General features: G+C 60.0%; 24 protein-coding genes. 12 read left to right on the top strand and 12 right to left on the bottom strand.

Features of this window, described 5'->3' with window-relative positions; all coding sequences use genetic code 11:
* Positions 1 to 23: 23 nt before the first annotated feature.
* The 4 genes from ACMGFM_RS03490 to ACMGFM_RS03475 form a co-directional block, all read right to left on the bottom strand.
* A complete protein-coding gene (locus ACMGFM_RS03490) occupies positions 24 to 1,634 on the bottom strand; it encodes a preprotein translocase subunit SecD family protein (RefSeq protein ID WP_436901021.1) in 1,611 nt (536 codons plus the stop codon).
* Complete coding sequence (locus ACMGFM_RS03485; protein WP_436901018.1) at positions 1,631 to 2,512, bottom strand: protein translocase subunit SecF; 882 nt, start codon at positions 2,510 to 2,512, stop codon at positions 1,631 to 1,633. The genes ACMGFM_RS03490 and ACMGFM_RS03485 overlap by 4 nt, the downstream gene beginning before the upstream one ends.
* 77 nt (positions 2,513 to 2,589) lie before the next feature.
* Positions 2,590 to 4,041, bottom strand: a complete 1,452-nt coding sequence (locus tag ACMGFM_RS03480; protein WP_436901015.1) for an amidase — start codon at positions 4,039 to 4,041, stop codon at positions 2,590 to 2,592.
* Positions 4,042 to 4,083: 42 nt separating this feature from the next.
* A complete protein-coding gene (locus tag ACMGFM_RS03475) occupies positions 4,084 to 4,737 on the bottom strand; it encodes a DUF5812 family protein (protein WP_436901013.1) in 654 nt (217 codons plus the stop codon).
* A gap of 87 nt (positions 4,738 to 4,824) precedes the next feature.
* On the opposite strand from ACMGFM_RS03475, the gene ACMGFM_RS03470 reads away from it, so the two are divergent.
* The 3 genes from ACMGFM_RS03470 to ACMGFM_RS03460 are packed head-to-tail and all read left to right on the top strand — an operon-like array spanning position 4,825 to position 7,131.
* Positions 4,825 to 6,111: a phosphoglucose isomerase-related protein gene (locus ACMGFM_RS03470; protein WP_436901012.1), complete on the top strand. Its 1,287-nt coding sequence runs from the start codon at positions 4,825 to 4,827 to the stop codon at positions 6,109 to 6,111.
* A 38-nt stretch (positions 6,112 to 6,149) separates the two neighbouring features.
* Complete coding sequence (locus ACMGFM_RS03465) at positions 6,150 to 6,932, top strand: CPBP family intramembrane glutamic endopeptidase (RefSeq protein WP_436901010.1); 783 nt, start codon at positions 6,150 to 6,152, stop codon at positions 6,930 to 6,932.
* 49 nt (positions 6,933 to 6,981) lie between these two features.
* Positions 6,982 to 7,131, top strand: coding sequence for a CopG family transcriptional regulator (locus ACMGFM_RS03460; RefSeq protein WP_436901008.1), 150 nt, complete (start codon positions 6,982 to 6,984; stop codon positions 7,129 to 7,131).
* A gap of 1 nt (position 7,132) precedes the next feature.
* On the opposite strand, the gene ACMGFM_RS03455 is transcribed toward ACMGFM_RS03460, so the two are convergent.
* Positions 7,133 to 7,591 (bottom strand): NOB1 family endonuclease, encoded by a 459-nt coding sequence (locus tag ACMGFM_RS03455; RefSeq protein WP_436901007.1) that lies wholly within the window; start codon positions 7,589 to 7,591, stop codon positions 7,133 to 7,135.
* A gap of 3 nt (positions 7,592 to 7,594) precedes the next feature.
* Positions 7,595 to 7,837, bottom strand: a complete 243-nt coding sequence (locus tag ACMGFM_RS03450) for a PRC-barrel domain-containing protein (RefSeq protein WP_436901005.1) — start codon at positions 7,835 to 7,837, stop codon at positions 7,595 to 7,597.
* A 108-nt stretch (positions 7,838 to 7,945) separates the two neighbouring features.
* Between ACMGFM_RS03450 and ACMGFM_RS03445 the strand changes: the two genes are divergently transcribed.
* From ACMGFM_RS03445 to ACMGFM_RS03435, 3 genes are all read left to right on the top strand, one after another.
* Positions 7,946 to 8,104 carry a DUF7559 family protein gene (locus ACMGFM_RS03445; RefSeq protein WP_436901003.1) on the top strand — a complete coding sequence of 53 codons (159 nt, stop codon included), beginning with the start codon at positions 7,946 to 7,948 and terminating at the stop codon, positions 8,102 to 8,104.
* Positions 8,104 to 8,520: an Hsp20/alpha crystallin family protein gene (locus tag ACMGFM_RS03440; protein WP_436901001.1), complete on the top strand. Its 417-nt coding sequence runs from the start codon at positions 8,104 to 8,106 to the stop codon at positions 8,518 to 8,520. The genes ACMGFM_RS03445 and ACMGFM_RS03440 overlap by 1 nt, the downstream gene beginning before the upstream one ends.
* Before the next feature lie 68 nt (positions 8,521 to 8,588).
* Complete coding sequence (locus ACMGFM_RS03435; protein ID WP_436900999.1) at positions 8,589 to 9,770, top strand: thiolase family protein; 1,182 nt, start codon at positions 8,589 to 8,591, stop codon at positions 9,768 to 9,770.
* 190 nt (positions 9,771 to 9,960) lie between these two features.
* Here ACMGFM_RS03435 and ACMGFM_RS03430 read toward each other — a convergent pair whose 3' ends face one another.
* Positions 9,961 to 10,317, bottom strand: a complete 357-nt coding sequence (locus tag ACMGFM_RS03430; RefSeq protein ID WP_436900998.1) for a VOC family protein — start codon at positions 10,315 to 10,317, stop codon at positions 9,961 to 9,963.
* Position 10,318: 1 nt separating this feature from the next.
* Positions 10,319 to 10,621, bottom strand: coding sequence for a DUF5779 family protein (locus ACMGFM_RS03425; RefSeq protein WP_436900996.1), 303 nt, complete (start codon positions 10,619 to 10,621; stop codon positions 10,319 to 10,321).
* 83 nt (positions 10,622 to 10,704) lie between these two features.
* Here ACMGFM_RS03425 and ACMGFM_RS03420 point away from each other — a divergent pair, with 83 nt between their 5' ends.
* The gene (locus ACMGFM_RS03420) at positions 10,705 to 11,850 is read left to right on the top strand and encodes a 5-(carboxyamino)imidazole ribonucleotide synthase (RefSeq protein ID WP_436900995.1); all 1,146 of its coding nucleotides are present in this window, start codon (positions 10,705 to 10,707) and stop codon (positions 11,848 to 11,850) included.
* Between the two features lies 1 nt (position 11,851).
* On the opposite strand, the gene ACMGFM_RS03415 is transcribed toward ACMGFM_RS03420, so the two are convergent.
* Complete coding sequence (locus tag ACMGFM_RS03415) at positions 11,852 to 12,070, bottom strand: hypothetical protein (protein WP_436900992.1); 219 nt, start codon at positions 12,068 to 12,070, stop codon at positions 11,852 to 11,854.
* A 151-nt stretch (positions 12,071 to 12,221) separates the two neighbouring features.
* On the opposite strand from ACMGFM_RS03415, the gene pdhA reads away from it, so the two are divergent.
* Positions 12,222 to 13,355, top strand: coding sequence for a pyruvate dehydrogenase (acetyl-transferring) E1 component subunit alpha (gene pdhA / locus ACMGFM_RS03410; RefSeq protein ID WP_436900990.1), 1,134 nt, complete (start codon positions 12,222 to 12,224; stop codon positions 13,353 to 13,355).
* Here pdhA and ACMGFM_RS03405 read toward each other — a convergent pair whose 3' ends face one another.
* Together ACMGFM_RS03405 and ACMGFM_RS03400 are read right to left on the bottom strand one after the other, a co-directional pair.
* Positions 13,356 to 14,264, bottom strand: a complete 909-nt coding sequence (locus ACMGFM_RS03405; RefSeq protein WP_436900988.1) for an HD domain-containing protein — start codon at positions 14,262 to 14,264, stop codon at positions 13,356 to 13,358.
* A 39-nt stretch (positions 14,265 to 14,303) separates the two neighbouring features.
* Positions 14,304 to 14,783, bottom strand: a complete 480-nt coding sequence (locus tag ACMGFM_RS03400) for a redoxin domain-containing protein (protein ID WP_436900987.1) — start codon at positions 14,781 to 14,783, stop codon at positions 14,304 to 14,306.
* A 130-nt stretch (positions 14,784 to 14,913) separates the two neighbouring features.
* Between ACMGFM_RS03400 and ACMGFM_RS03395 the strand changes: the two genes are divergently transcribed.
* Positions 14,914 to 15,216 carry a Sec-independent protein translocase subunit TatA/TatB gene (locus ACMGFM_RS03395; RefSeq protein WP_436900986.1) on the top strand — a complete coding sequence of 101 codons (303 nt, stop codon included), beginning with the start codon at positions 14,914 to 14,916 and terminating at the stop codon, positions 15,214 to 15,216.
* A gap of 66 nt (positions 15,217 to 15,282) precedes the next feature.
* On the opposite strand, the gene msrB is transcribed toward ACMGFM_RS03395, so the two are convergent.
* Positions 15,283 to 15,687, bottom strand: a complete 405-nt coding sequence (gene msrB, locus ACMGFM_RS03390) for a peptide-methionine (R)-S-oxide reductase MsrB (RefSeq protein ID WP_436900983.1) — start codon at positions 15,685 to 15,687, stop codon at positions 15,283 to 15,285.
* Positions 15,688 to 15,818: 131 nt separating this feature from the next.
* On the opposite strand from msrB, the gene ACMGFM_RS03385 reads away from it, so the two are divergent.
* The 3 genes from ACMGFM_RS03385 to ACMGFM_RS03375 all read left to right on the top strand — a co-directional run bounded on the left by ACMGFM_RS03385 (position 15,819) and on the right by ACMGFM_RS03375 (position 19,696).
* Positions 15,819 to 16,928, top strand: a complete 1,110-nt coding sequence (locus ACMGFM_RS03385) for a mandelate racemase/muconate lactonizing enzyme family protein (RefSeq protein ID WP_436900982.1) — start codon at positions 15,819 to 15,821, stop codon at positions 16,926 to 16,928.
* 30 nt (positions 16,929 to 16,958) lie between these two features.
* The gene (locus ACMGFM_RS03380; protein WP_436900980.1) at positions 16,959 to 18,524 is read left to right on the top strand and encodes an aldehyde dehydrogenase family protein; all 1,566 of its coding nucleotides are present in this window, start codon (positions 16,959 to 16,961) and stop codon (positions 18,522 to 18,524) included.
* Positions 18,525 to 18,628: 104 nt separating this feature from the next.
* Positions 18,629 to 19,696, top strand: coding sequence for a zinc-dependent alcohol dehydrogenase family protein (locus tag ACMGFM_RS03375; RefSeq protein WP_436900978.1), 1,068 nt, complete (start codon positions 18,629 to 18,631; stop codon positions 19,694 to 19,696).
* Position 19,697: the final 1 nt, after the last annotated feature.

The raw sequence follows: 19,697 nt of genomic DNA, 5'->3' as shown, positions 1-19,697 counted from the left end.
TACGGCAGGAGAGAATATAGCGGTTAGTTCCGCTTGACGTCGTCGAGCATCAGCTTGCGGAGCACGTCACCGTAGGCCGGTCGGGTGATGAGCACCCCGATCAGGACGCCGACAATCGTGATAATTGCAAAGCCACGGAGGTCACCGAGACTGAGCACTGCAAGTGGGCTCATCGCCACGATGGTTGTCCCAGCAGCCATCCCGATAATCCAGAACGCCTTGCGGAACCGGCTCTGGAAGACCCGGCCTGTCTTGACCTTTTCACGGCGTTGTAAGATTTCATCAGCCATGATTATCAGGTCGTCCAACCCTGTTCCGATGACGGCTATCAGTCCCGCGATGTGTGATAGGTCCAGTGCCAGCCCGATTGCGGCAGCAAAGCCAAGCAACAGGAACACCTCACTGGCCGCGGTGAGAAGCATCGGCACCGCGACACGGAGATCGCGGTAGAAGATGTAGACAACCATACTCACGGCCAGCCACGCCAGGAGTGCCGTCAGCAGCGCCAGTGGCTTGAATGCCTGTGCCTGACTGGGTGAAATGTAGCTTGTCGACTCGATGCTGAGCTCAGTTGGGAGCGACCCGGACTTGAGGTCCACTTCGAGTTCCTGTGCTTCCTCGAAGGAACCGGGTGTCTGGATCGCGTATCCGCCGTCGAAATTGCCGGCTTCGAGTTGGTCTGCAAAGCCTGCTGTGAGCCCCGACCCGCTTGTAATATTACCGTTCACAACCGTGTACAGGCAGTATTGGTTCGGGTCTGGCTCCGTGCCTTCCTCGTAGCGACAGGCCTGCGCACCGGTCACACCGTTCTGTGTGAAGCCGCTTTCGACCAGCCGTTGCTGGAACCGCTCTGCGGCGGATTCGGTGAGTTGGACCGAAACCCGCGATGGGTCTGTGGGGTCATCAGGATTACCACGCTGTGCACCGGGGATCCGAAGGAAGTCATCCTGCTCCAGCAGAATCTCGGTGTTCGGGCTGGTGGCATTTTCCGTGCCGTTCGGTGTCGCCAGCAGCACCTGCACACTGCCAGTGTCGCCGATCAGGTCTCTGACCTCCTGTTGGTCCGCACCAGGCACTTCAACGACGATAAAGTAGTTGCCGCCCGGTGTCTGTGTTGTGGTAACACTCGACCCGCCAAGCCCGGTCTCGTCGATTCGGCGGTTGAGCACATCGACCGCCTCCGAACGGGAACTTTCTGTGACACCACTGCTGATATCACTCTCACTGGCCTCGACTCCCGCCGCGCTCAGTGCCGCCGCAAACTCCGACGGCGGAACATCCTCTGTACTCCGGTACAGTTCAATAGCGCCATCCTCCGGGCGCAGTTGCACCTCACTTGTTTCGACTCCGTATTCGCCCTGGAGTTCGCTTGCGATAGTCGTTCGAATTTCGCTTCCGCGGTCTATGTTGTATTCAACGTCAGCCGTCTGACCAACAAGTTCACCCCGGACGCGTGTCCCGCCAGCGAGGTCCAGTCCGTACTGCAGGTTGGTTGGGTCACTGGCCTGCTGTGTCTGGTTGCCGACATCCTGTCCGCTGGCCCCGGACCCAAGCGGTCCGAACAGCGCTAGGGCGGCAAGCAAACAAAGCACCACGAGCGCAATGATGCGGAGGTTGTCTCGGACGTCGATCATAGATCATCACCTGCGTACCAGCGTAGGAGACTCATATTGAGCAAGTAGGTGTTCATGATGTCTGCACAGAGCCCGAAGACGAGAATCAGGCCAATTTCGCCGAGCAGCGGGACCCCGAACAGCGTCGCCACGACAACCATCGTCACCATCGCCCCGATAGAGGTCAACGTCATCGAAATACCGGTGCGCATCGCGGCGTAGGCGTTCTCGTAGAAGCCACCACGTCGCCTGAGTATGTGGTTGTTCAGCAGAATGTCCGAGTCCACGCTATAACCGATAATCATCAGGAGAGCGGCAACGGCACCGAGCGTGAGTTCGATTCCGAAGATGTTCATTAGCGCCAGCGGAATTATGATATCGGAAAAGGCCGACAGAACGACGGCGATACTTGGCACGAACGTCCGGAACATAAGCGCGACGAGAATGCTCATGCCGGTGAATGCAACTAGCAGCCCGATCAGGGCCTGCCCCTGTGTACTCCCACCGAAGGAGGCTGAGCGCTGTTCGACGCGGTCAATCACGTCCCCATCCCCGCTGCCATACGCCGCGTTGAGTTCCTCTTGGATCGGTACGGCCTCCTCGCCGGTCAACTGCGTCTGGACGCTGTAGGTGTCGCCGTCAACGCCGACCGACCGGACAGTCTCGATACTGTAGTCGGAGAGCGTTTCTTCAATTTCGGCAGTCGAAGTATCCTCCGCCGTGAATTGGATCTCTGTACCCCCAGTGAACTCGAAGCCGAGCGCGACGGGTGTCCCCGTCATCAGATATGCGCCGGCGATAATCGCGAGAGAGATGCCGAGCACAGCGAGAGGAATGACCGCCAACTGGCGGTCTGTGTAGTCCTCATAGGGCACGCGCTCGACGTCGATACGTCCCATAGGGACGATTCCGAGACGGGGTTGAATAAGCCTTTTTGTACGCTCCGGCGCCGGTCTCCCAGACGGAAGGCAGGTCGCTACGAGCCCCGCTCCAGCGCCCGCCCCAGTGTCACTGCCGTCGCCTCGTCGAAATGGTCAGTCACGACCTGACAGCCAACTGGCTCGCCCCCTGACTCGGAGCGAGAGGGGACCGACAGCGCCGGATGTCCTGTCAGGTTGAACGGACTCGTCAGCGCGATGGTATCGAGCAGGTCGGCGTCCGTCTCGACGCTGCCGAATTCGGGCGCTGTTGTCGGCGTCGTGGGCAGGATGAGCGCGTCGTATTCGGTCAGCCTGTCGTCGACAACCTCCCTGAACTGCTGGCGGGTGTTCTGTGCGGCAACGTAACCCGCGCTGTCGTCGCTCGTCGCAAGTGTCCGGCCCACGACGAGCCGTGCTCGAATGTTTTCGCCCAGTTGTTCCGCGTCCATCGTCGCGACTGCCTCGCGCCACTGTTCGCTGTACCCTGTGCCGACACCGATGTCCTGCCCGGCCTGTGCAACGAGGGCCGTAAACTCGACTGCTGTGACTGCAGAGTTGACCAGCGGTTGCATATCAAGCCCCGGCAGCGACACCTCCTCGACGGTCACACCTGCTGATTCCAGCCTCTCAGCTTCTGCTTCGATTCGCTCCGCAACGGCGTCGTCTGACCGACGTTGAGCGTTCGTAACGACGCCAGCACGGAGTCCGTCTGGGTCAGTGTCGAGTCCAGCAGTCGGGTCAGGGGTTGGGACGCCATCTGTCGACGGGTCGCGAACATCGGGGCCGTTGATTGCAGCGAGGACAGTCGCCGCTGTCTCCACATCCGGGGCGAGTGAGCCGATATGGTCGAGCGAACTCGCCAGGTCAGCGAATCCGAACCGCGGGACAGAGCGAAAGGTTGGCTTGAACCCGACGACACCGCAGTACGAGGCCGGAATACGGACAGAGCCGCCGGTATCAGTCCCGAGCGCAGCGTCGACGAGGCCAGCGGCGACAGCCGCACCACTCCCGCTGGACGAGCCGCCGGGAACGCCGTCGCTGTTCGGATTTGTCACCGGGCCGTGTGCGCACGTCTCGCTGGTCGTGAAGTAGGCAAACTCGTCCATGTTGGTCGTGCCGACCACCCGGCTACCAGAATCGAGCAGTCGCTCGGTGACGGCAGCGTGATACGAGGGCTCGAAGTCGACGGCCGCCGATCCACAGGTCATCGGCACGCCTGCGACTGCGATATTGTCCTTGACGGCAACCTCCATCCCGTCGAGTGCTCCAGAGTCCGGGCCCGACAGCTCGCAGGTGTACAGAAAGGCGTTGTACTCGTCGTCGCCCTCGGACACGTTCTCGGCCGGGGCAGACTCGAAGGCAGTTGGTTCGAGCCCTGCAAGCAGTGCCTCTGTATTCTGGATTTCTGTCTCGTAGGCCTCGCGTTCGCCCGTCGAGAGTGTCAGTCCGTACGTCTCCGCGGCGCGGTCCAGTAGCTCCGCTAGTTGGGGTGTGCTGTCGTCTGTCATCACGATTACTGCGACCAACAGCCACTTACTCGTTTCCCCGTCTCAGGGGAGATACCGAATCGCGATGACGCCGGCGTCCTCGTCGCTGCGAATTTCGACGTTGTCGACATCGTTACGGGCCGCATTTTTGTACGGTTGCTCGTCTTCGTCGAGAACGTCGACAGTCGGCTCGACACGGTCTGGCTCGATTTTGAGGACGTGGACTTCACCATCGCCCTCGCGCTCGAAGGCGATTACTTCGTCTTCGTCCATCTCGTCCGCAATTTTCAGAGTCTGTGTCGTCGGCGACAGCGAACTAATCTCCACGTCGACTTTCCACTGGTCGTGCAGTTCCTTGACCAGATACGAGACTTCCATCGGCGGCTGGGCAATCAGCGTTACCTCGACAATTTCGTGGTCCACAAAGCCGGGATTCTCGGAGAGAGTGACAATTTCTGCCGTCTCCACATTGTGTAGTGTGACTGCGCCGTCTTCAGCGTACTTGACGTAATATGTCCCGTACTTTGTCTCTGGTTCTTCAGGCTCCTCTGCGAGCGGGCCGGAAAGTCCACCCTCCTCGTCGTCGCCGCCAGTCGGGTCGGTGGGAACCACCGGCTCGTCGCTGTCAGTGTCGTCGTACATCCCTGCAATGGGGTCGTTCTCGCGCACATCCCCGTTATCGCCCGCTGAGTCGTCGCCCTCGTCCTCCTGAGTCATGGCTATCTGTAGGCTGCAGAGACTCTTTGCGGTTTCGACTCTCTCCGTACCGTGACCACTATACGACCGCCCGCCGAGGAAAGCAGTATGCAGATCGATATCGGAAATCTCCTCGCGGCTGACGCGCTCGACCGCGCGGACCTCGATGACCTCGACGGGGCTGTCGAATCGGCCCACCAGCGGATCGACGACGGCCGCGCGGACGACGAATTTGGCTACGCCTCGCTCAACCTCCCCGCGACCACCGACCCGGCCACAATCGAATCCGCAGTCGAACCAGTTGCCGACAGCGAAGCCGTGCTCACTGTCGGGATCGGCGGCAGCGCGCTCGGTGCGGCCACCATCTCCCAGGCGCTCGGCCCCAGCGAAACTGACCACTACGTCCTGGACAATGTCGACCCCAAAAATGTCCAGACGACGCTCTCCACCCTCGACTTCTCCACGACGGCGGTGAACGTTGTCTCGCGGTCCGGAACGACTGCGGAGACGCTTGCCAACTTCCTCGTCGTTCGGGAAGCGATGGACGACGCTGGCGTCGACTGGACCGAGCGGACGGTCGTAACGACTGGCGAAGAAGGGCCGCTGAGGGACCTCGCGGACGGACACGGCCTCCCCTCGTTGACTGTTCCGACGGGCGTCCCCGGGCGGTTTTCGGCACTATCTGCGGTTGGTCTGGTCCCGGCCGCAATTCAGGGCCACGACATCGAGGGACTGGTCGCTGGCGGGCAGGCGGGAGCAGACTCGCTCGCGCCGTCGCTGTTCGAGTGTCCTGCCTACGCTTACGGCGCAACAGCCTACGCACTCGACCAGCGCGACTACTCGACGAACGTGATGATGCCCTACGCCGAGGGGTTAGAGGCCTTTTCGGAGTGGTTCGCGCAGCTCTGGGCAGAAAGCCTCGGCAAAGACGGCGGCGGTCAGACGCCCGTGCGAGCACTGGGCGCGACAGACCAGCACTCACAACTGCAGTTGTACCGCGCCGGCCCGAAAGACAAACTCGTCTCGCTTGTCCGGGTGACTGACGGCCCCGAGCAACCGATTCCCGAAACGGGCATTCCAGACCTCGCCTATCTGGGCGGCAAAGGCCTTGGCGAGTTGCTCGACGCCGAATTCGAGGCGACGGAAGCGAGTCTCGCGGCCGCAGAGTGTCCAAACGTCCGTGTCGAAATCGACAGACTCGACGCCGAGAGTGTCGGGCAACTGTTGTACGAGATGGAAGCGGCCTGTATTCTGGCTGGCGAACTCTACGATGTGGAGACGTTCACCCAGCCAGCCGTCGAGTGGGGGAAAAAGGCTGCCCGTGGGCTGTTGGGGGCTGGCGACGCCGAGGAGGCTGAGGCTGTCGCCTCGAAGGAACAGCTCCGCATCGAGTAATCACAGCGAATTTGACTACGCGACGCGTAACGGTTTCAATGGCAGACGATTCCGGCAGCCACACCTCGATTCGGCTGCCCGGCGGCCGGCCGCTGTTCGAGTTTGGCAACGCCGAACAGCGCCGCGTCGGCCTCATCCACTCGATTCTGCTCGTTCTCGGCTCATTTGTCTGTGGGGGCCTGTTCGTCAGCGTTGGCGCCGGCGCGCTCGAAGTTGCTGACGTCGGTCCCAACACACCGACGGCGCGGGTTGTCGAGACGGCAACGAACTTTCTCGGGCTGGCTGTCCTCCCGCTTGCGTATTTAGCGTGGCGTGAAGAGTGGTCGCTCGTCGGCTTTTCTGGTCCCAGCCGTCGTGACATCGGGACCATGCTCGTCGGTGCTGTCGCCCTAGTCGCATTCATGCTGGCTGGCGAGCGTCTGGTGACGGCGCTTGGCTACGAGCCGGCGGCCAACGCGGCCGTCGAAACTGGTCGAGAGAACCCTGAGTTGTTCCTCTACTATATTCCGATTGTCTTGCTGCTCAACTCGCCAGCCGAAGAACTGCTGTTCCGCGGCGTCGTACAGAACTTACTCCGTCGCGCCTACGGCGTTATTCCGGGTATTCTCGGTGCAAGTGCTATTTTCGGACTGGTGCATTACTCCGCGCTGGTCGCGGCCGGAAGCGCGGGTGCCTACGTCGTGCTGGCGATCGGGTCGGGAATCATCCTCGGTGTCCTCTACGAGTATACAGAGAATCTGCTTGTCCCGATTATTGTCCACGCCGTCTGGAACTGTCTGGTGTACCTCTCGCTGTATGCCGAGACGACAGGCGTATTGTGAGACGCCCGTCTGACGCCGTTTTAAACCGATAGAGTCCTTTTATACAGTCATGCCTGTTTCGTACAGCGTCGTGGTGTCAGATGACCGCGCCAACGAACTCCGACGGCTGGCCCGAAAAAACGACCTCAGAGAGGAGGAAGTACTCCGCCAACTCGTCGACATCGGGCTGGCAGAACTCGACGAAAGCGTCCGGATCTGACTCAGGCAGGGTTCTTTCGGGAGAGTTCGCTGCCACAGACCGGGCAGCGGTCGTGATTGTCGTCGAACTCACGACCACAGCCCTGGCACTGGTAAATCCAACTGCGCTGGTCGTCAATTCCCTCGCGGGCGATAACCTCGACAGTGACGTTGAGTTTTTCTGCGACGTTTTGCATCGCGTAATCGTCGGTGACGAGTGTCCCGTCGAGTTCGAAGCTCGCAGCAACAAGTCGAATGTCAGTCCGTGAGAGTTCGTCGAAATCGCCCGTCTCTCGGGCAGCGCGCTCGATTTGCTCGACAGTTTCGGCGTCGGGGATATGCATGTGCATCCCCGAGCCTTCCAGTGCGTCGAAGCGGTAGGCACTCTCGTCTTCGAGTTCCTCACGCACCAGTGGAATCGAAGCAATCTGCTCGTCGGTGTGATACTCGTTGATAAAGGCTGAGGAGTCGAGAATGTACATTCCTTACCGCTGGATGATCATGTGGTCTTTGACCGCCTGGACACGGCTGACTGGAACAAGAAGCCGACCATGAGGGTCTGTCTCGAAGTCGTCACCGCCGGAGTAGGTGTCGTCTGGGTCGATAACGAGATTCGCCAGTCGACCGGTGTCGAGGTCCATCGTAATGTTGTACAGCATTCCGAGTTCTGCTCCGTCCGAACCCATGACGGCTTTTCCGGAGAGATTCTCGGCGAGTATCTCTGGCATATATGTTGGTATTGGTAGCCCCACATTTAAAAGTACATATAGATTCCCCGCGGGGGACCCCGGGAGTGAGCCACGGCATTGATTACGGGCCCGCCCCAATGTAGGTGTATGCCAAAAACGCTAGAGGTCGTCTGTACCGACGACGACTGCGAGATGGATATGTTCGAGCTTCACTACACCTACGACATGCCTGACAGCGTCGGCGTGAGCGATTTCGTCTGCCCGTACTGTCAGGAGAGCTCGTGTCTCGCGGAGGTTGAGCTGTAATGCGTGGCGTGGGCGAGTCGGTTGGGTCGGCAGTGTTCGGGACGCTCGGCCGAGTACTGGCCCGCACGCAGGAAAAGCGTGGGCTCCCTGTCGATTTGCTCGAAAGTGACGAGGCCTTTCTCGCAATCTTCGACGCGCCGGGTGCCCACAGCAGCGACGTTCACGTCCGATTCGAGGACGACACGATTTTCGTCCGACTGGACCGCTTCCGGTCGGAATACGACGAGTACGAAATGACCTATCCCGGCCGCGGACTCGCTCTCGATGGGCACGCAGCGTTGCCCGACGATGCGATGGTCGACCCCACCGGCGCGACGGCGACGCTCAAGGAGGACGGCACGCTGCAGGTTCGCCTGCCGAAAACCGACGGCGAAATCGACGAGAGTGCCGATATCGAGACCGAGCACGAAGAGTAACAATTCGCTTCGTATCGGTCTCTGGTGGCGGGACAAGGACTAAGCGGGATGCTTGCGAATACACGAGTATGCCAGAGGCATACATTGTCGACGCGGTCAGGACACCGTTCGGAAAAGATGGCGGGATGTTCAGCGACACACACCCGCAGGACCTCGCCGCCGAACCACTGCTCGCGCTCGAAGAGCGCAACGGGTTCGAGGGCAGCGAAGACATCGAAGATGTCGTCTACGGCTGTGTCTCGCCCACCGACGAGCAAGGACTGAACATCGGTCGCGTCGCGCCGATGGTCGCAGGCTGGGACGACGACGTGCCCGGTGTGCAACTCAACCGGATGTGTGGGTCCGGTCAGCAGGCCATCAACTTCGCCGCCGGCCAGGTCCGCGGGGGAATGCAGGATGTCGTCGTCGCTGGCGGTGTCGAGCATATGACTCGCGTGCCGATGGGCAGCGACAACCCGGCACAGAATCCGGACCTCGACGGCCAAGCCCTGACAGATACGTACTTCCAGTACTTCGACGAACTGACCACGCAGGGCGAGGGGGCAGAGCGAATTGCCGAGCAGTGGGGCTTCTCGCGAGAGGAAGTCGACGAGATAGCCGCTGACTCGCAGAGACGGTGGGCAGAGGCAGCCGAAAACGGTGCATACGACGAACAGGTTGTCCCGGTCGAGACAGAACTCGATGGCGAGGAGATTACCGTCGAAGAGGACGAACACCCACGACCCGGGACCGACATGGACACGCTCGGGAACCTCCCGCTCGTGTTCCGAGAGGAGGGCAACGGCGTGATCCATCCGGGTAACTCCTCAGGTATCGTCGACGGCTCTGCAGCGACACTCATCGCGTCGGGCGAGGCCTGTGAAGAACACGGCTGGGAGCCCAAGGCTCGAATCGTCGACTCGAAGGTTGTCGGCGTCGACCCGCTAACGATGCTGACGGGTCCGATTCCAGCGACGAAAGAACTGCTCGAAGAGAACGACATGACCGTCGACGACATCGACCGTTTCGAGGTCAACGAGGCATTCGCGTCCGTGCTCACTGCGTGGCTCGAAGAAACCGGTGCAAGCTGGGAGAACACCAACGTCTGGGGCGGCGCAATCGCCCACGGCCACCCGCTGGGTGCGACGGGCGCGGCACTGCTGGGCAAACTGCCGTACCAGCTCGAAGAGTGTGATGGGCAGTACGGTCTCTGTGCGATGTGCATTGGCTTCGGACAGGGAATCGCGACGATTATCGAACGCGTCGAGTAACGGGGTTTTCCAGTAACAGGCAGGGACAGCTACCGACTAACCATTCCAGATCGACCACCTTTTTTCGGAACCCATTGCTCGCTCAGCCGTGCAGTGCATCACCGATAGCACTGCCAGGGGCGCTTTCGAGTGCTGCAGCCATCGACGGGGCAACGGAGACGAAGAAGCTGCCGAGCCCAGGAATAACAAGTTACTCGACTGGTGGTGTCTCGTGCAGGAACGTCTGCACCTCGACAGCGCGGCCGTCAGGGTCATCGGCAAAGAACTGGTAAATATCGAACTCGTCGTTTTCTTCGGGCGGGTGGCGTGCGTGTTTCGTCAGGTCATCGTACAGCGTATCGACGGCCGCTCGGTCCTTGACAGCCACCGTCACAATCCCCTCTGTCTCGGAGTTGTCGGCGTCACAGAAGCCAATCAGAAGATTGTCTCGCTGGAGAATCGTACACCCGCCGTCCTGTTCGAGCCACTGCTGGAACCCGAGCGACTCCGTATAAAACTGGACAACATCGGCTCGGTGGGCGGTCCGGAAGAAGACGATGCCGGTCATCTCAGTCGAGACGGTCGGTGTCGATGCTGACGCCGGGCGGTGTGACGATGAGAAAGCCCCGGAAGTGAACGAGATTGCCGCCGCCTTCGCTCACCTCACGAGCGAATCCAGAGCCGAGGTCGTTCAAGTCGCCGTCGACGTTGAGCACGAGAACGGCACCATCCTCGATAAGGTCAACCCACTGCTCACCGGGCGTCGTACCGTCCAGGACACCGAGGACGATTCGGCCGCCGCCGTCGGGACTCTCTTCGTCGTTGAGTTGGTCTTCGACAGAGTGTAAGTCGAGACCGTCGAAATTTCCCATATCCGCTACTGTCGTGCAACTGGCAAAAGTCTGCTGGATGCAGGAACACAACGGTTTTGCGGGTTGGTTCGGAACCTGCAGGTATGACAATACAATCGCCAGCGACTACAGTCGGCGTCGTCGGGGGCGGCCAACTCGGCCGGATGCTCGGAGAGGCCGGCTCACCGCTGGGCGTCGAGTTGCTCGTCTCGGACCCGACGCCGGAGTGTCCCGCCTCACTCGTGGCCCGCGACCAGGTGGAGGGGGCCTTCGACGACGAAGAGACCATCCGCGAACTCGGCGAGCGAGCCGATTACCTCACCTTCGAGATCGAACTCGCAGACCCTGACGTACTCGAAGCAGTCGAAGAAGAGACCGGGACGCCAGTCCACCCAAAGCCTGAGACGCTGGAACTGATTCAGGATAAACTGGTGCAGAAGCGACGCCTCCAAGCGGCCGGGATTCCCGTTCCGGCGTTCGAGGCTGTCGACTCGGCTGCGGAGCTTCGAGCCGTGCTCGATGAGTTGGACTATCCGGCGATGCTCAAGGCCCGCGAAGGCGGGTACGATGGCCGCGGCACCGTGGCCGTCGAGTCGCCGGACGATATCGAAGAGTCCTTCGCGGCAATCGAGGGGCCGGCGATGGTCGAGGAGTTCGTCGATTACGACCGCGAACTCGCAGTGATGGGCTGTCAGGGTGACGGCGAGACGGATACGTTTCCTGTGACCGAAACAATTCACCGCGAGGAGATTCTACGAGAAACAATCTCGCCGGCTCGGACTGACGAACAGACGCGCAAACGCGCTCGTGGCGTGGCTGAGGACATTCTCGAAGTGATGTCGGGACGCGGCGTCTACGGCATCGAACTCTTCGAGCGTGCTGACGGAGAGATTCTGCTGAATGAAATCGCGCCTCGTCCACATAATTCGGGTCACTGGACTATCGAAGGCTGTCACACTTCGCAGTTCGAGCAACACCTACGAGCGGTCACCGGTCGGCCGCTGGGGGCAACCGAGCGACGCGACCCGACAGCACTGTCAAATCTTCTTGGCGACGTAGAAAAACGGCAGGACGCAGTGCTCTCGGGCGTCAACGCGGCACTCCGGAATGACGCGCTCTCGCTTCACTGGTACGGCAAGCGTGAGGTCTACAATCTCCGGAAAATGGGCCACATCACGACAGTTGACGACGACCCAGAAGACGCGCTCAGTCAGGTTCGAGCAGTCAGAGACGGTCTCACATTCCGGTGAGCTAGCTGTCGAGCAAGTCGTCAATTGTCTCTGAAACGTCACCGTCTTGCTCGATTCCAAAGACTTCGCTGAGTCCGGCGTCTTCGATGGCGTCTTCGAGTTCCCAGCGTGTCACACCGCCCATTTTCGCCGCTTCTGGCAGACTCGTCTCTGTCAGCGCGAAAATTCCAAATGCTTTCGCGACCCCCTCGTCGATATCATCGGCCCCGTCTCTCCCCATACACGGCCCTAACAAGACCGGCCTGTATGTACTTTTTCGTGCATTTGCGGGAACTGATATCCAGGCTTTCGAGACGGTCAGCAGCGAAAGACGCGTTCATATCACGAGGTTTGCAAAAAGGGTTTAGGAACTGTGCGGCGAGAGACAGAGTATGACAACAACCGGGAGTCTGCCGGGGGAATCCGATCTCGTGCAGGTGCTGGACCAGGATGGACAGGTCCACGACGACGCGACGGTGCCAGACCTGTCCGACGAGCAACTTGTCGAAATATACGAACAGATGCGGTTTGCCCGTCACCTCGACGAGCGAGCAGTCACGATGCACCGGCAGGGCCGAATCGGAACGTACCCGCCGCTGGCGGGGCAGGAGGCCGCACAGGTCGCCTCGACGCACGCGCTGGCTGATGATGACTGGATATCGTACCAGTACCGCGAGCACGGCGCGGCGGGTGTTCGCGGGATGTCCTACAAGTATCTGCTCTACTGGATGGGCTACGAGGAGGGCAACGGCCATCTCGCTGAGGATTACATCTTCCCGATGAACATCTCGATTGGCAGTCAGATGCCCCACGCGACGGGGATGGCGTGGGCGTCGAAACTGAAGGGTGACGACACGGTCGTGATGTGCCACTTCGGCGAAGGCTCAACCTCGGAAGGTGACTTCCACGAGGGACTGAATTTCGCGGGCGTCTACAACGTGCCGGCGGTGTTTTTCTGTAACAACAACCAGTACGCTATCTCGATCGAGCGTCAGAACCAGACAGCGAGCGCGACAATCGCACAGAAAGCCAACGCCTACGGTTTCGAGGGCATGCGGGTCGACGGGATGGACCCGCTGGCGGTGTACGCAGTGACAAAAGCCGCCGTCGAGAAGGCCCGCGACCCGGACGCAGAAGCACCCGAAGATATTGGTCGGGCCGGTCGGCCGACACTGATCGAGGCAGTGATGTATCGACTCGGCGCGCACACGACTGTCGACGACCCAGACGCCTACCGCGAGGAAAGCGAAGTCGAGCGCTGGGCCGAATTCGACCCAGTAGAGCGCTACGAAACGTTCCTCCGGGACCGCGGGCTACTCACCGACGACCAGATAGCGTCGATTCAGGAGCGAGTGGAGGACGAAATCGCTGCGATGATCGACGAAGCAGAAGAAATCGAACCAGACCCGATGGAGATGTTCGAGCGGCCCTACGACTCCCCGACGCCGCGCGTGCAAGAACAGAAGGAATATCTGGCGGACCTCCGTGAGCGACACGGTGACGACGCTCTGACCCGAGACGAGTAACTAGAGTTCGATCCGTTCGACAATCTGTTCGTCGTCTTCGTGAGAGTTGATCGCCACGATGCGGAGATACTCCTGCAAGCCTGAGTCGTTGATTTTCGCTTTCAGGAGGTTGTCAACCTGGAAGACGCCGGCAGCGTTGGTCATCGCAATTTCCACGAGCACGGTTGGACCGGGAGTATCGCGGAGCATCACCCGCTCGATAGCCTGACTGGAGACGGTGTTGATTCCTCGTCCACCGCGTTCGTATGGCTGTCGCGACCGGCCACGTTCCATATCCAGGGCGTCAGAGACCCGAACGACGCCTGCTTCGAGTGTGAGTGGGTCTTCTTCGGTGTGGTGACAGATAATCGCGTGCAGAATCTCACCTTTCATCCGAACCCGCTCGCGGAGGTCGTAGAACTCCTCGAGAATTCGGTCGAGCATATCTGCCGCCAGCGGGATGGAATAGTAGGGGTGGTCGTCGCGGTGGACGACGTGACCAATGTCGTGCAGCGTCGCAGCCAGTGCGATGATAACTGGTTCGTCGGCCTCGTCAAGCCCCTGCTGGCGGGCACCGTTGAACGTGACACCGCCGCGTTTGAGCAGTTCATACAGACACAGCGCCCGGTTGCGAACAATCTCAATGTGTTTTGGTCCGTGGTCGTTGTACTGTTTGCGCGCCACTGGGTTGACGTTTTGAGCTTCGAGATACACTTCGATCTCTTCGTCAGAGTGGATAAACGACAGCACCTCGTTGAGACGGTGGTCAGGGAAGGCGTGGTCGTTCTCTGGGTCGTACGCTCGAAGTTCGTCGCTGCCGTCGATTTCATCGGACTGGTCTGCACTGCTAATCTCGTCACTCAAATTCTGGATGGGCGGGTCAGTGTCCTCAGCAGGGTCCGAGTCACTGGATTCGGAATCATCGCTCATGGGAATCGCTACGGCAGGCCGATAAAAAAGACCGAGGGATCAGTTAGCGGCCGCGGCGGCAGCCTCTTCGACTTCGTCGTAGTCTGGTTCGACGCCGGCATTATCGCCAACCCACGCGTAGCTGACGGTGCCGGACTCGTCGATGACGAAGACGGCTCGCTGTGCGAGTTCTTCGATGCCGAACTGGTCGAAGCTTGTGATGATGTCGTACAGTTCGATTACGTCGTGGTTTGCGTCGCTGATCAGGTCGAACTCCAGTCCAAGTTTGTCACGGAACTCGTTGAGCGTAAACGGAGAGTCGACGCTGACGCCGTACAGCGTTGCGCCGGTGTCCTCCATCGCTGCCAGTCGGTCCTGGAACGTGTTCATTTCGTGACTGCAGACGCTCGTGAACGCGCCGGGGAAAAAGGCGAGGACGACCGGGCCGTCTTCGAGTGCCTCCGACAGTTCGAAGGTTTCGACGTCGCCGTTTGCGAGCGGTGCTGTGAATGCTGGAGCCTCGTCGCCTTCAGATACCATACCCACCGGTTTGACGGCGATTCGTATCATGGTTTGGATAACGAATGATAACATATTACATGCGAGCACTCCAAGTTGGCCGTATCGAGCAAAAAGACTATAATCGGCACTCGGTAAGAACTCAATAGAAATGGCTTCAACACTCGTGCCCCTCTTCGGGCCGATCCCAGGTGGAATGGAGATGTTCGTCATTCTCCTGATCGCAGTCCTACTGTTCGGTGCAAACAAAATCCCAAAGCTCGCACGCTCGACCGGTCAAGCAATGGGCGAGTTCCAGAAGGGTCGACAGGAGGTCGAACAAGAACTGGAACAGATGGAAGAGTCGATGGACCCCAACGCTGAGGTCGAGTCCGACGACTCGACGGTTGACCTCGACGATGAACAACCAGACGAAGAGTTCGAACTCGACGACGAGAACCAGAGTTCGAACTAACCGCATTCTCAACTCATTTTCGACGGTCTCAGCGGCGCGTATCTGAACAAAATACAGACGGGGTCGTTACTCGTCAGGCTCGAATTCGAGCGAGACAGAATTGATGCAGTAGCGTTTGCCGGTCGGCTCTGGTCCGTCGTCGAAGATGTGGCCGAGGTGGCCGCCACACTCCGCACAGACGGCTTCTGTTCGACGCATCCCGTGGCTCGTGTCGACGCTGGTCTCGATGTTACCCTCCTGATAGGCGTCGTAGAAACTCGGCCAGCCCGAGCCTGAGTCGTACTTTTGCTCGGAGTGGAACAGCTCTGCACCGCAGCCGCTGCAGTGGAACGTTCCAGCTTCTTTGGTGTCGAGTAGTTCGCCGCTGAACCGTGGCTCTGTCCCCGCTTCGCGGAGGATTTCGTACTCCTCGTCCGTGAGAATCTCTCGCCACTCCTCTTCTGACTGTGGCGTTTCTTCCTGCTTACTCATAGGCAGCCATTGGGGCTGGATACCTATAAATTCAGCTTGCCGTTGCTGAGAGTGAGCCGCGTCGATGTGACGCCACTTATAAATGACCGGCCCAGTCCGTCCAAATCGTTAGGCAGACAGCCCGGCCACGTATGAGTGAAATGCAGATAACAGGCGTTACCCAGCATCACGTCAGTTATCCACTCGAAGAGAGCTTCGCGCCAACGTGGATTCCGGACTACGCACAGCACACCCACGAGGCCGAGGTGTTCGAGGTGGAAACTGACGCTGGCATTACCGGTGTGACCGCCAGCCCGAGTTTCGCAGGAGGGCTAGAGTACGAGACGCCGCTGAGCCTGTTTCTTGCGGGAGAGGACCCACACGATATCGAGTCGATCATGAGTAAACTGGCGAGTATCGACCTCGTCGGCCCGCGGCCGTGGCATATCGAACTCGCGCTGTGGGACATTATCGGCAAAGACGCCGGGAAACCGGTCTACGAACTGCTCGGTGGCTCAGACGAGCCAATCCCTGCGTACGCGAGCACTGGGCAGATGCTCCCTGCAGCGGAGCGAATCGAGTACGTCGAGGACCGAGTTGACGAGGGATTCGAGGCCGTGAAGTTGCGAATCACTGAGCCAGCGGACCTCGACATCGTCCGTGACGTTCGAGACGCGTTTCCCGAACTGACGCTGATGGTCGACGCCAACAAGGGCTGGGCTGTCAGAGTGATGGATGACGAGCAGACGTGGACCGTCAAGGAGGCGACAGCGGTCGCAAAAGAACTGGAAGAGATCGGCGGCGTCGAGTGGTTCGAGGAGCCACTGCCCCGGCACAACTACGACGGGTACGCACGCTTGCGCGAGATGACTACCGTACCGATAGCTGGCGGAGAGTTCAACGAACGCGCTGGGGAACTCCACCAGTTCCTCGACCGAGACGCAGTCGACGTGTTGCAGCCTGACGCGGCACTCGTGACAGGCATCAAGCGGGCTGTCGAGGTGGCAGGGCGAGCCAGAGAAGAGGGCGTCAACTTTGTCCCCCATACGTGGACCAACGCAATTGGTTTTGCCGCCAATCTGCACGTCATCGCCGCCATCGACGGCGCGTGGTGTGAGTTCCCGCACGACCCGCCGTGGACACCTGACGCGTGGGGTGCAATTGTGTCGGAACCGTTTGAAGCGACAGACGGGCTGGTGCGACCACGCGAGAAACCAGGACTGGGTATCGAACTCGACAGAGATGTAGTCGGCGGAGCGTAATACAGGAGAGAGCAGGCAGATTTCACAACGATGCAAGAGACATACTACGACGACAATTACAATGTGGCACAGTCAGTGCGGGACAGACATCGAGAGGCGGCCGAAGAGTCGCTCACGCGCGAGGAGTACGGCCTGCTGATCGACAGCGAATGGGTCGATTCCGAAGATGGGTCGGAAGGCGTGGCAATCGACCCGACGACGGGTGAGGAACTCGCAAAAATACAGTCCGGAACCAGCACCGACGTCGACCGAGCAGTCGAAGCCGCACAGGGCGCGCTCGACGGCGCGTGGGGCCAACTCTCGCCAAAACAGCGTGGCGAGAAACTCGACGAAATCGCCGACAGACTCGAAGATATGCAGACAGAGCTTGCGAAACTGGAGAGTCTCGAGGCCGGCAAGCCGAACATGCACTCGCGGTTTGTCGATGTTGAAATTGTCGTCGAACAGTTCCGGCACTTTGCTGCAATCGCCCGAACCGCCGACACGGGCCGAGTCGTCCCGTCAGAGGACCAGAAACAGATTGTCACCAAACGTGAACCGTACGGCGTCGTCGGTGCCATCTCGGCGTGGAACTTCCCGGCGATGTTCGTTGCGTGGAAACTTGGTCCGGCGCTTGCCGCTGGCAACGCGGTTGTCTTCAAGCCCGCCTCCAAGGCGGTGCTCTCCTCGCTCGTGATTGCCCGCGTCTGTGACCGAGTTTTGCCGTCCGGGACAGTCAACGTCGTGACCGGGCCGGGAAGTGAGGTTGGTTCGGCTATCTCGTCACACGAGGGAATCAGCAAAGTCACACTGACTGGCTCGAAGTTCGCTGGCGTGCAGACGCTGAAGGGCGCAGCGGACACCATCACCCCTGTCTCGGTCGAACTCGGCGGCAAGAGCCCGAACATCGTCTTCCCCGACGCAGACCTCGACAAGGCAATCGAGGGGACGATGGTGAGTATCTTCTTCAATTCCGGCCAGCAGTGTACCGCCGGGTCGCGGCTGTTCGTCCACGAGGATATCCGCGAGGAGTTCCTCGACCGCTTGCAGGAACGCATCGCCGACCTGCAGGTTGGCGACCCACTCTCGCCGCGGACCGACATCGGACCGATGATCGACCACGAGCACGCTCGCGAGGTCGAGGAGTACATTTCGGGTGCTATCGAGGACGGCACGACAGTATTGGTCGGCAACGACGCCACAGAAACTGACGCTGGCGGCGCAGACAGTGACACCGCGGGCGCGCCCTTCGTCCACCCAACGGTCCTGACGGATGTTGACGACGACGCGACAGTCTCCTGTGAAGAGGTGTTTGGCCCGGTGTTGTCGGTCTTCGAGTTCAGCGAGCGCGACGAGGTTATCGAGCGAGCCAACGACACGAAATTCGGGCTTGCGGCGGGCGTCTGGACCGAGGACCTGGAAACGGCACACGTCGTCTCCAGCGAACTCGAAGCGGGCACAGTCTGGGTGAACACCTACAACGACCTGCTCGACCCGGCCCCGCACGGCGGTTTCAAAGAGAGCGGGATGGGCCGCGAACTCGCCGAGGAAGCACTCGACGATTACTCTCAGATCAAGACGGTCAAGATGAACTTCGGTGGTGTGCCCAAGTTCTGAGGGCATCTCGCTGTCGGTGCAAAGGAACAGACAGCGCCACGCTCGCCCAATTATGACAGATTTTTGAGGTAAATTTTTACGTATGGAGGGCGAGGAGGTTAGATATGGACGCAGTAGTATTCCAAGGTGTGGGAGAACCGCTCCAGTTAGAGCAAGTCGACCGGCCAGACTGTGGGCCGAGTGAAGTCGTCGTCGAGACAGAGGCCTGTGGCATCTGTCGGAGCGACTGGCACGCCTGGCAGGGTGACTGGGACTGGATTGGACTTGTCCCCCAGCCCGGGCTGATATTCGGTCACGAACCCGTGGGCCGGGTTGTACAGGTCGGTGAAAACGTCACACGCTTCTCGGAGGGCGACCGGGTCACCAACCCGTTCAACCTCAGCGACGGCACCTGTCCGTACTGTCGAGCAGGGAAAGCGAATATCTGTGAATCGTCGGTCCCGATGGGCTTCGTCGGCTTCCAGAAGGGCGCATTCGCCGAGGAGTACTCGGTCCGCAACGCCGACCAGAACCTCGTCGAAGTGCCCGAAGATATCGCCGCACACGAGATTGCTGGACTGGGCTGTCGGTTCGCAACAGCCTTCCACGGCGTGAGCAAACGAGTCGATATCCAACCCGGCGACTGGGTTGCGGTCCACGGCTGTGGCGGCGTGGGGATGTCTGCTGTCCACACCGCCAACGCACTGGGTGGCAACGTCATCGCCGTCGATATCGTCGAGGAAAAGCTGGAACTGGCCAAAGAACTCGGTGCCGTCGAGTCCATCAACTCGACGGAGGTCCAAGATGTGCCACAGGCCGTCAAATCGCTCACAGAGGGGAGCCGCGGCGTCGAGGTGTCTGTCGAGGCACTCGGCATCGCGGAGACGATACAGAACTCGGTCAACTGTCTCGCCCCTGGCGGACAGCACCTGCAGGCTGGTCTGACCACGTCTGAGGAGAAAGGTCAAGTGTCGCTCCCTGTCGACAACATCGTGCAGGACGAACGCGAGTTCCATGGTACCTACGGCATGCCACCACACGAGTACGAACAGATCTTCGATATGATGCGGACCGGAAAGATAGAGCCCGGAAAAATCGTCTCCGAAACCTGCGGACTCGGTGAGGTGCCCGACGTGATGGAGCGACTCGGTGACTTCGACACGCTGGGTATTCCAGTCTGCACTGAGTTTTAAG

Source organism: Halovenus halobia, from assembly GCF_051414135.1.
GTDB classification, from domain to species: Archaea; Halobacteriota; Halobacteria; order Halobacteriales; family Haloarculaceae; genus Halovenus; species Halovenus halobia.
This window is presented reverse-complemented; position numbering and strand designations above follow the sequence as displayed.

Excerpts from the sequence above, each read along its gene's own strand:
- ACMGFM_RS03405 (WP_436900988.1), bottom strand. The coding sequence starts at position 14,264 with ATGAGCGATGATTCCGAATCCAGTGACTCGGACCCTGCTGAGGACACT.
- ACMGFM_RS03485 (WP_436901018.1), bottom strand. The coding sequence starts at position 2,512 with ATGGGACGTATCGACGTCGAGCGCGTGCCCTATGAGGACTACACAGAC.
- ACMGFM_RS03470 (WP_436901012.1), top strand. The coding sequence starts at position 4,825 with ATGCAGATCGATATCGGAAATCTCCTCGCGGCTGACGCGCTCGACCGC.
- ACMGFM_RS03395 (WP_436900986.1), top strand. The coding sequence starts at position 14,914 with ATGGCTTCAACACTCGTGCCCCTCTTCGGGCCGATCCCAGGTGGAATG.
- ACMGFM_RS03385 (WP_436900982.1), top strand. The coding sequence starts at position 15,819 with ATGAGTGAAATGCAGATAACAGGCGTTACCCAGCATCACGTCAGTTAT.
- ACMGFM_RS03400 (WP_436900987.1), bottom strand. The coding sequence starts at position 14,783 with ATGGTATCTGAAGGCGACGAGGCTCCAGCATTCACAGCACCGCTCGCA.
- ACMGFM_RS03415 (WP_436900992.1), bottom strand. The coding sequence starts at position 12,070 with ATGGGGAGAGACGGGGCCGATGATATCGACGAGGGGGTCGCGAAAGCA.
- ACMGFM_RS03425 (WP_436900996.1), bottom strand. The coding sequence starts at position 10,621 with ATGGGAAATTTCGACGGTCTCGACTTACACTCTGTCGAAGACCAACTC.
- msrB (WP_436900983.1), bottom strand. The coding sequence starts at position 15,687 with ATGAGTAAGCAGGAAGAAACGCCACAGTCAGAAGAGGAGTGGCGAGAG.
- ACMGFM_RS03440 (WP_436901001.1), top strand. The coding sequence starts at position 8,104 with ATGCGTGGCGTGGGCGAGTCGGTTGGGTCGGCAGTGTTCGGGACGCTC.
- ACMGFM_RS03480 (WP_436901015.1), bottom strand. The coding sequence starts at position 4,041 with ATGACAGACGACAGCACACCCCAACTAGCGGAGCTACTGGACCGCGCC.
- ACMGFM_RS03465 (WP_436901010.1), top strand. The coding sequence starts at position 6,150 with ATGGCAGACGATTCCGGCAGCCACACCTCGATTCGGCTGCCCGGCGGC.
- ACMGFM_RS03455 (WP_436901007.1), bottom strand. The coding sequence starts at position 7,591 with ATGTACATTCTCGACTCCTCAGCCTTTATCAACGAGTATCACACCGAC.
- ACMGFM_RS03420 (WP_436900995.1), top strand. The coding sequence starts at position 10,705 with ATGACAATACAATCGCCAGCGACTACAGTCGGCGTCGTCGGGGGCGGC.
- ACMGFM_RS03430 (WP_436900998.1), bottom strand. The coding sequence starts at position 10,317 with ATGACCGGCATCGTCTTCTTCCGGACCGCCCACCGAGCCGATGTTGTC.
- ACMGFM_RS03375 (WP_436900978.1), top strand. The coding sequence starts at position 18,629 with ATGGACGCAGTAGTATTCCAAGGTGTGGGAGAACCGCTCCAGTTAGAG.
- ACMGFM_RS03490 (WP_436901021.1), bottom strand. The coding sequence starts at position 1,634 with ATGATCGACGTCCGAGACAACCTCCGCATCATTGCGCTCGTGGTGCTT.
- ACMGFM_RS03460 (WP_436901008.1), top strand. The coding sequence starts at position 6,982 with ATGCCTGTTTCGTACAGCGTCGTGGTGTCAGATGACCGCGCCAACGAA.
- ACMGFM_RS03445 (WP_436901003.1), top strand. The coding sequence starts at position 7,946 with ATGCCAAAAACGCTAGAGGTCGTCTGTACCGACGACGACTGCGAGATG.
- ACMGFM_RS03450 (WP_436901005.1), bottom strand. The coding sequence starts at position 7,837 with ATGCCAGAGATACTCGCCGAGAATCTCTCCGGAAAAGCCGTCATGGGT.
- pdhA (WP_436900990.1), top strand. The coding sequence starts at position 12,222 with ATGACAACAACCGGGAGTCTGCCGGGGGAATCCGATCTCGTGCAGGTG.
- ACMGFM_RS03475 (WP_436901013.1), bottom strand. The coding sequence starts at position 4,737 with ATGACTCAGGAGGACGAGGGCGACGACTCAGCGGGCGATAACGGGGAT.
- ACMGFM_RS03435 (WP_436900999.1), top strand. The coding sequence starts at position 8,589 with ATGCCAGAGGCATACATTGTCGACGCGGTCAGGACACCGTTCGGAAAA.
- ACMGFM_RS03380 (WP_436900980.1), top strand. The coding sequence starts at position 16,959 with ATGCAAGAGACATACTACGACGACAATTACAATGTGGCACAGTCAGTG.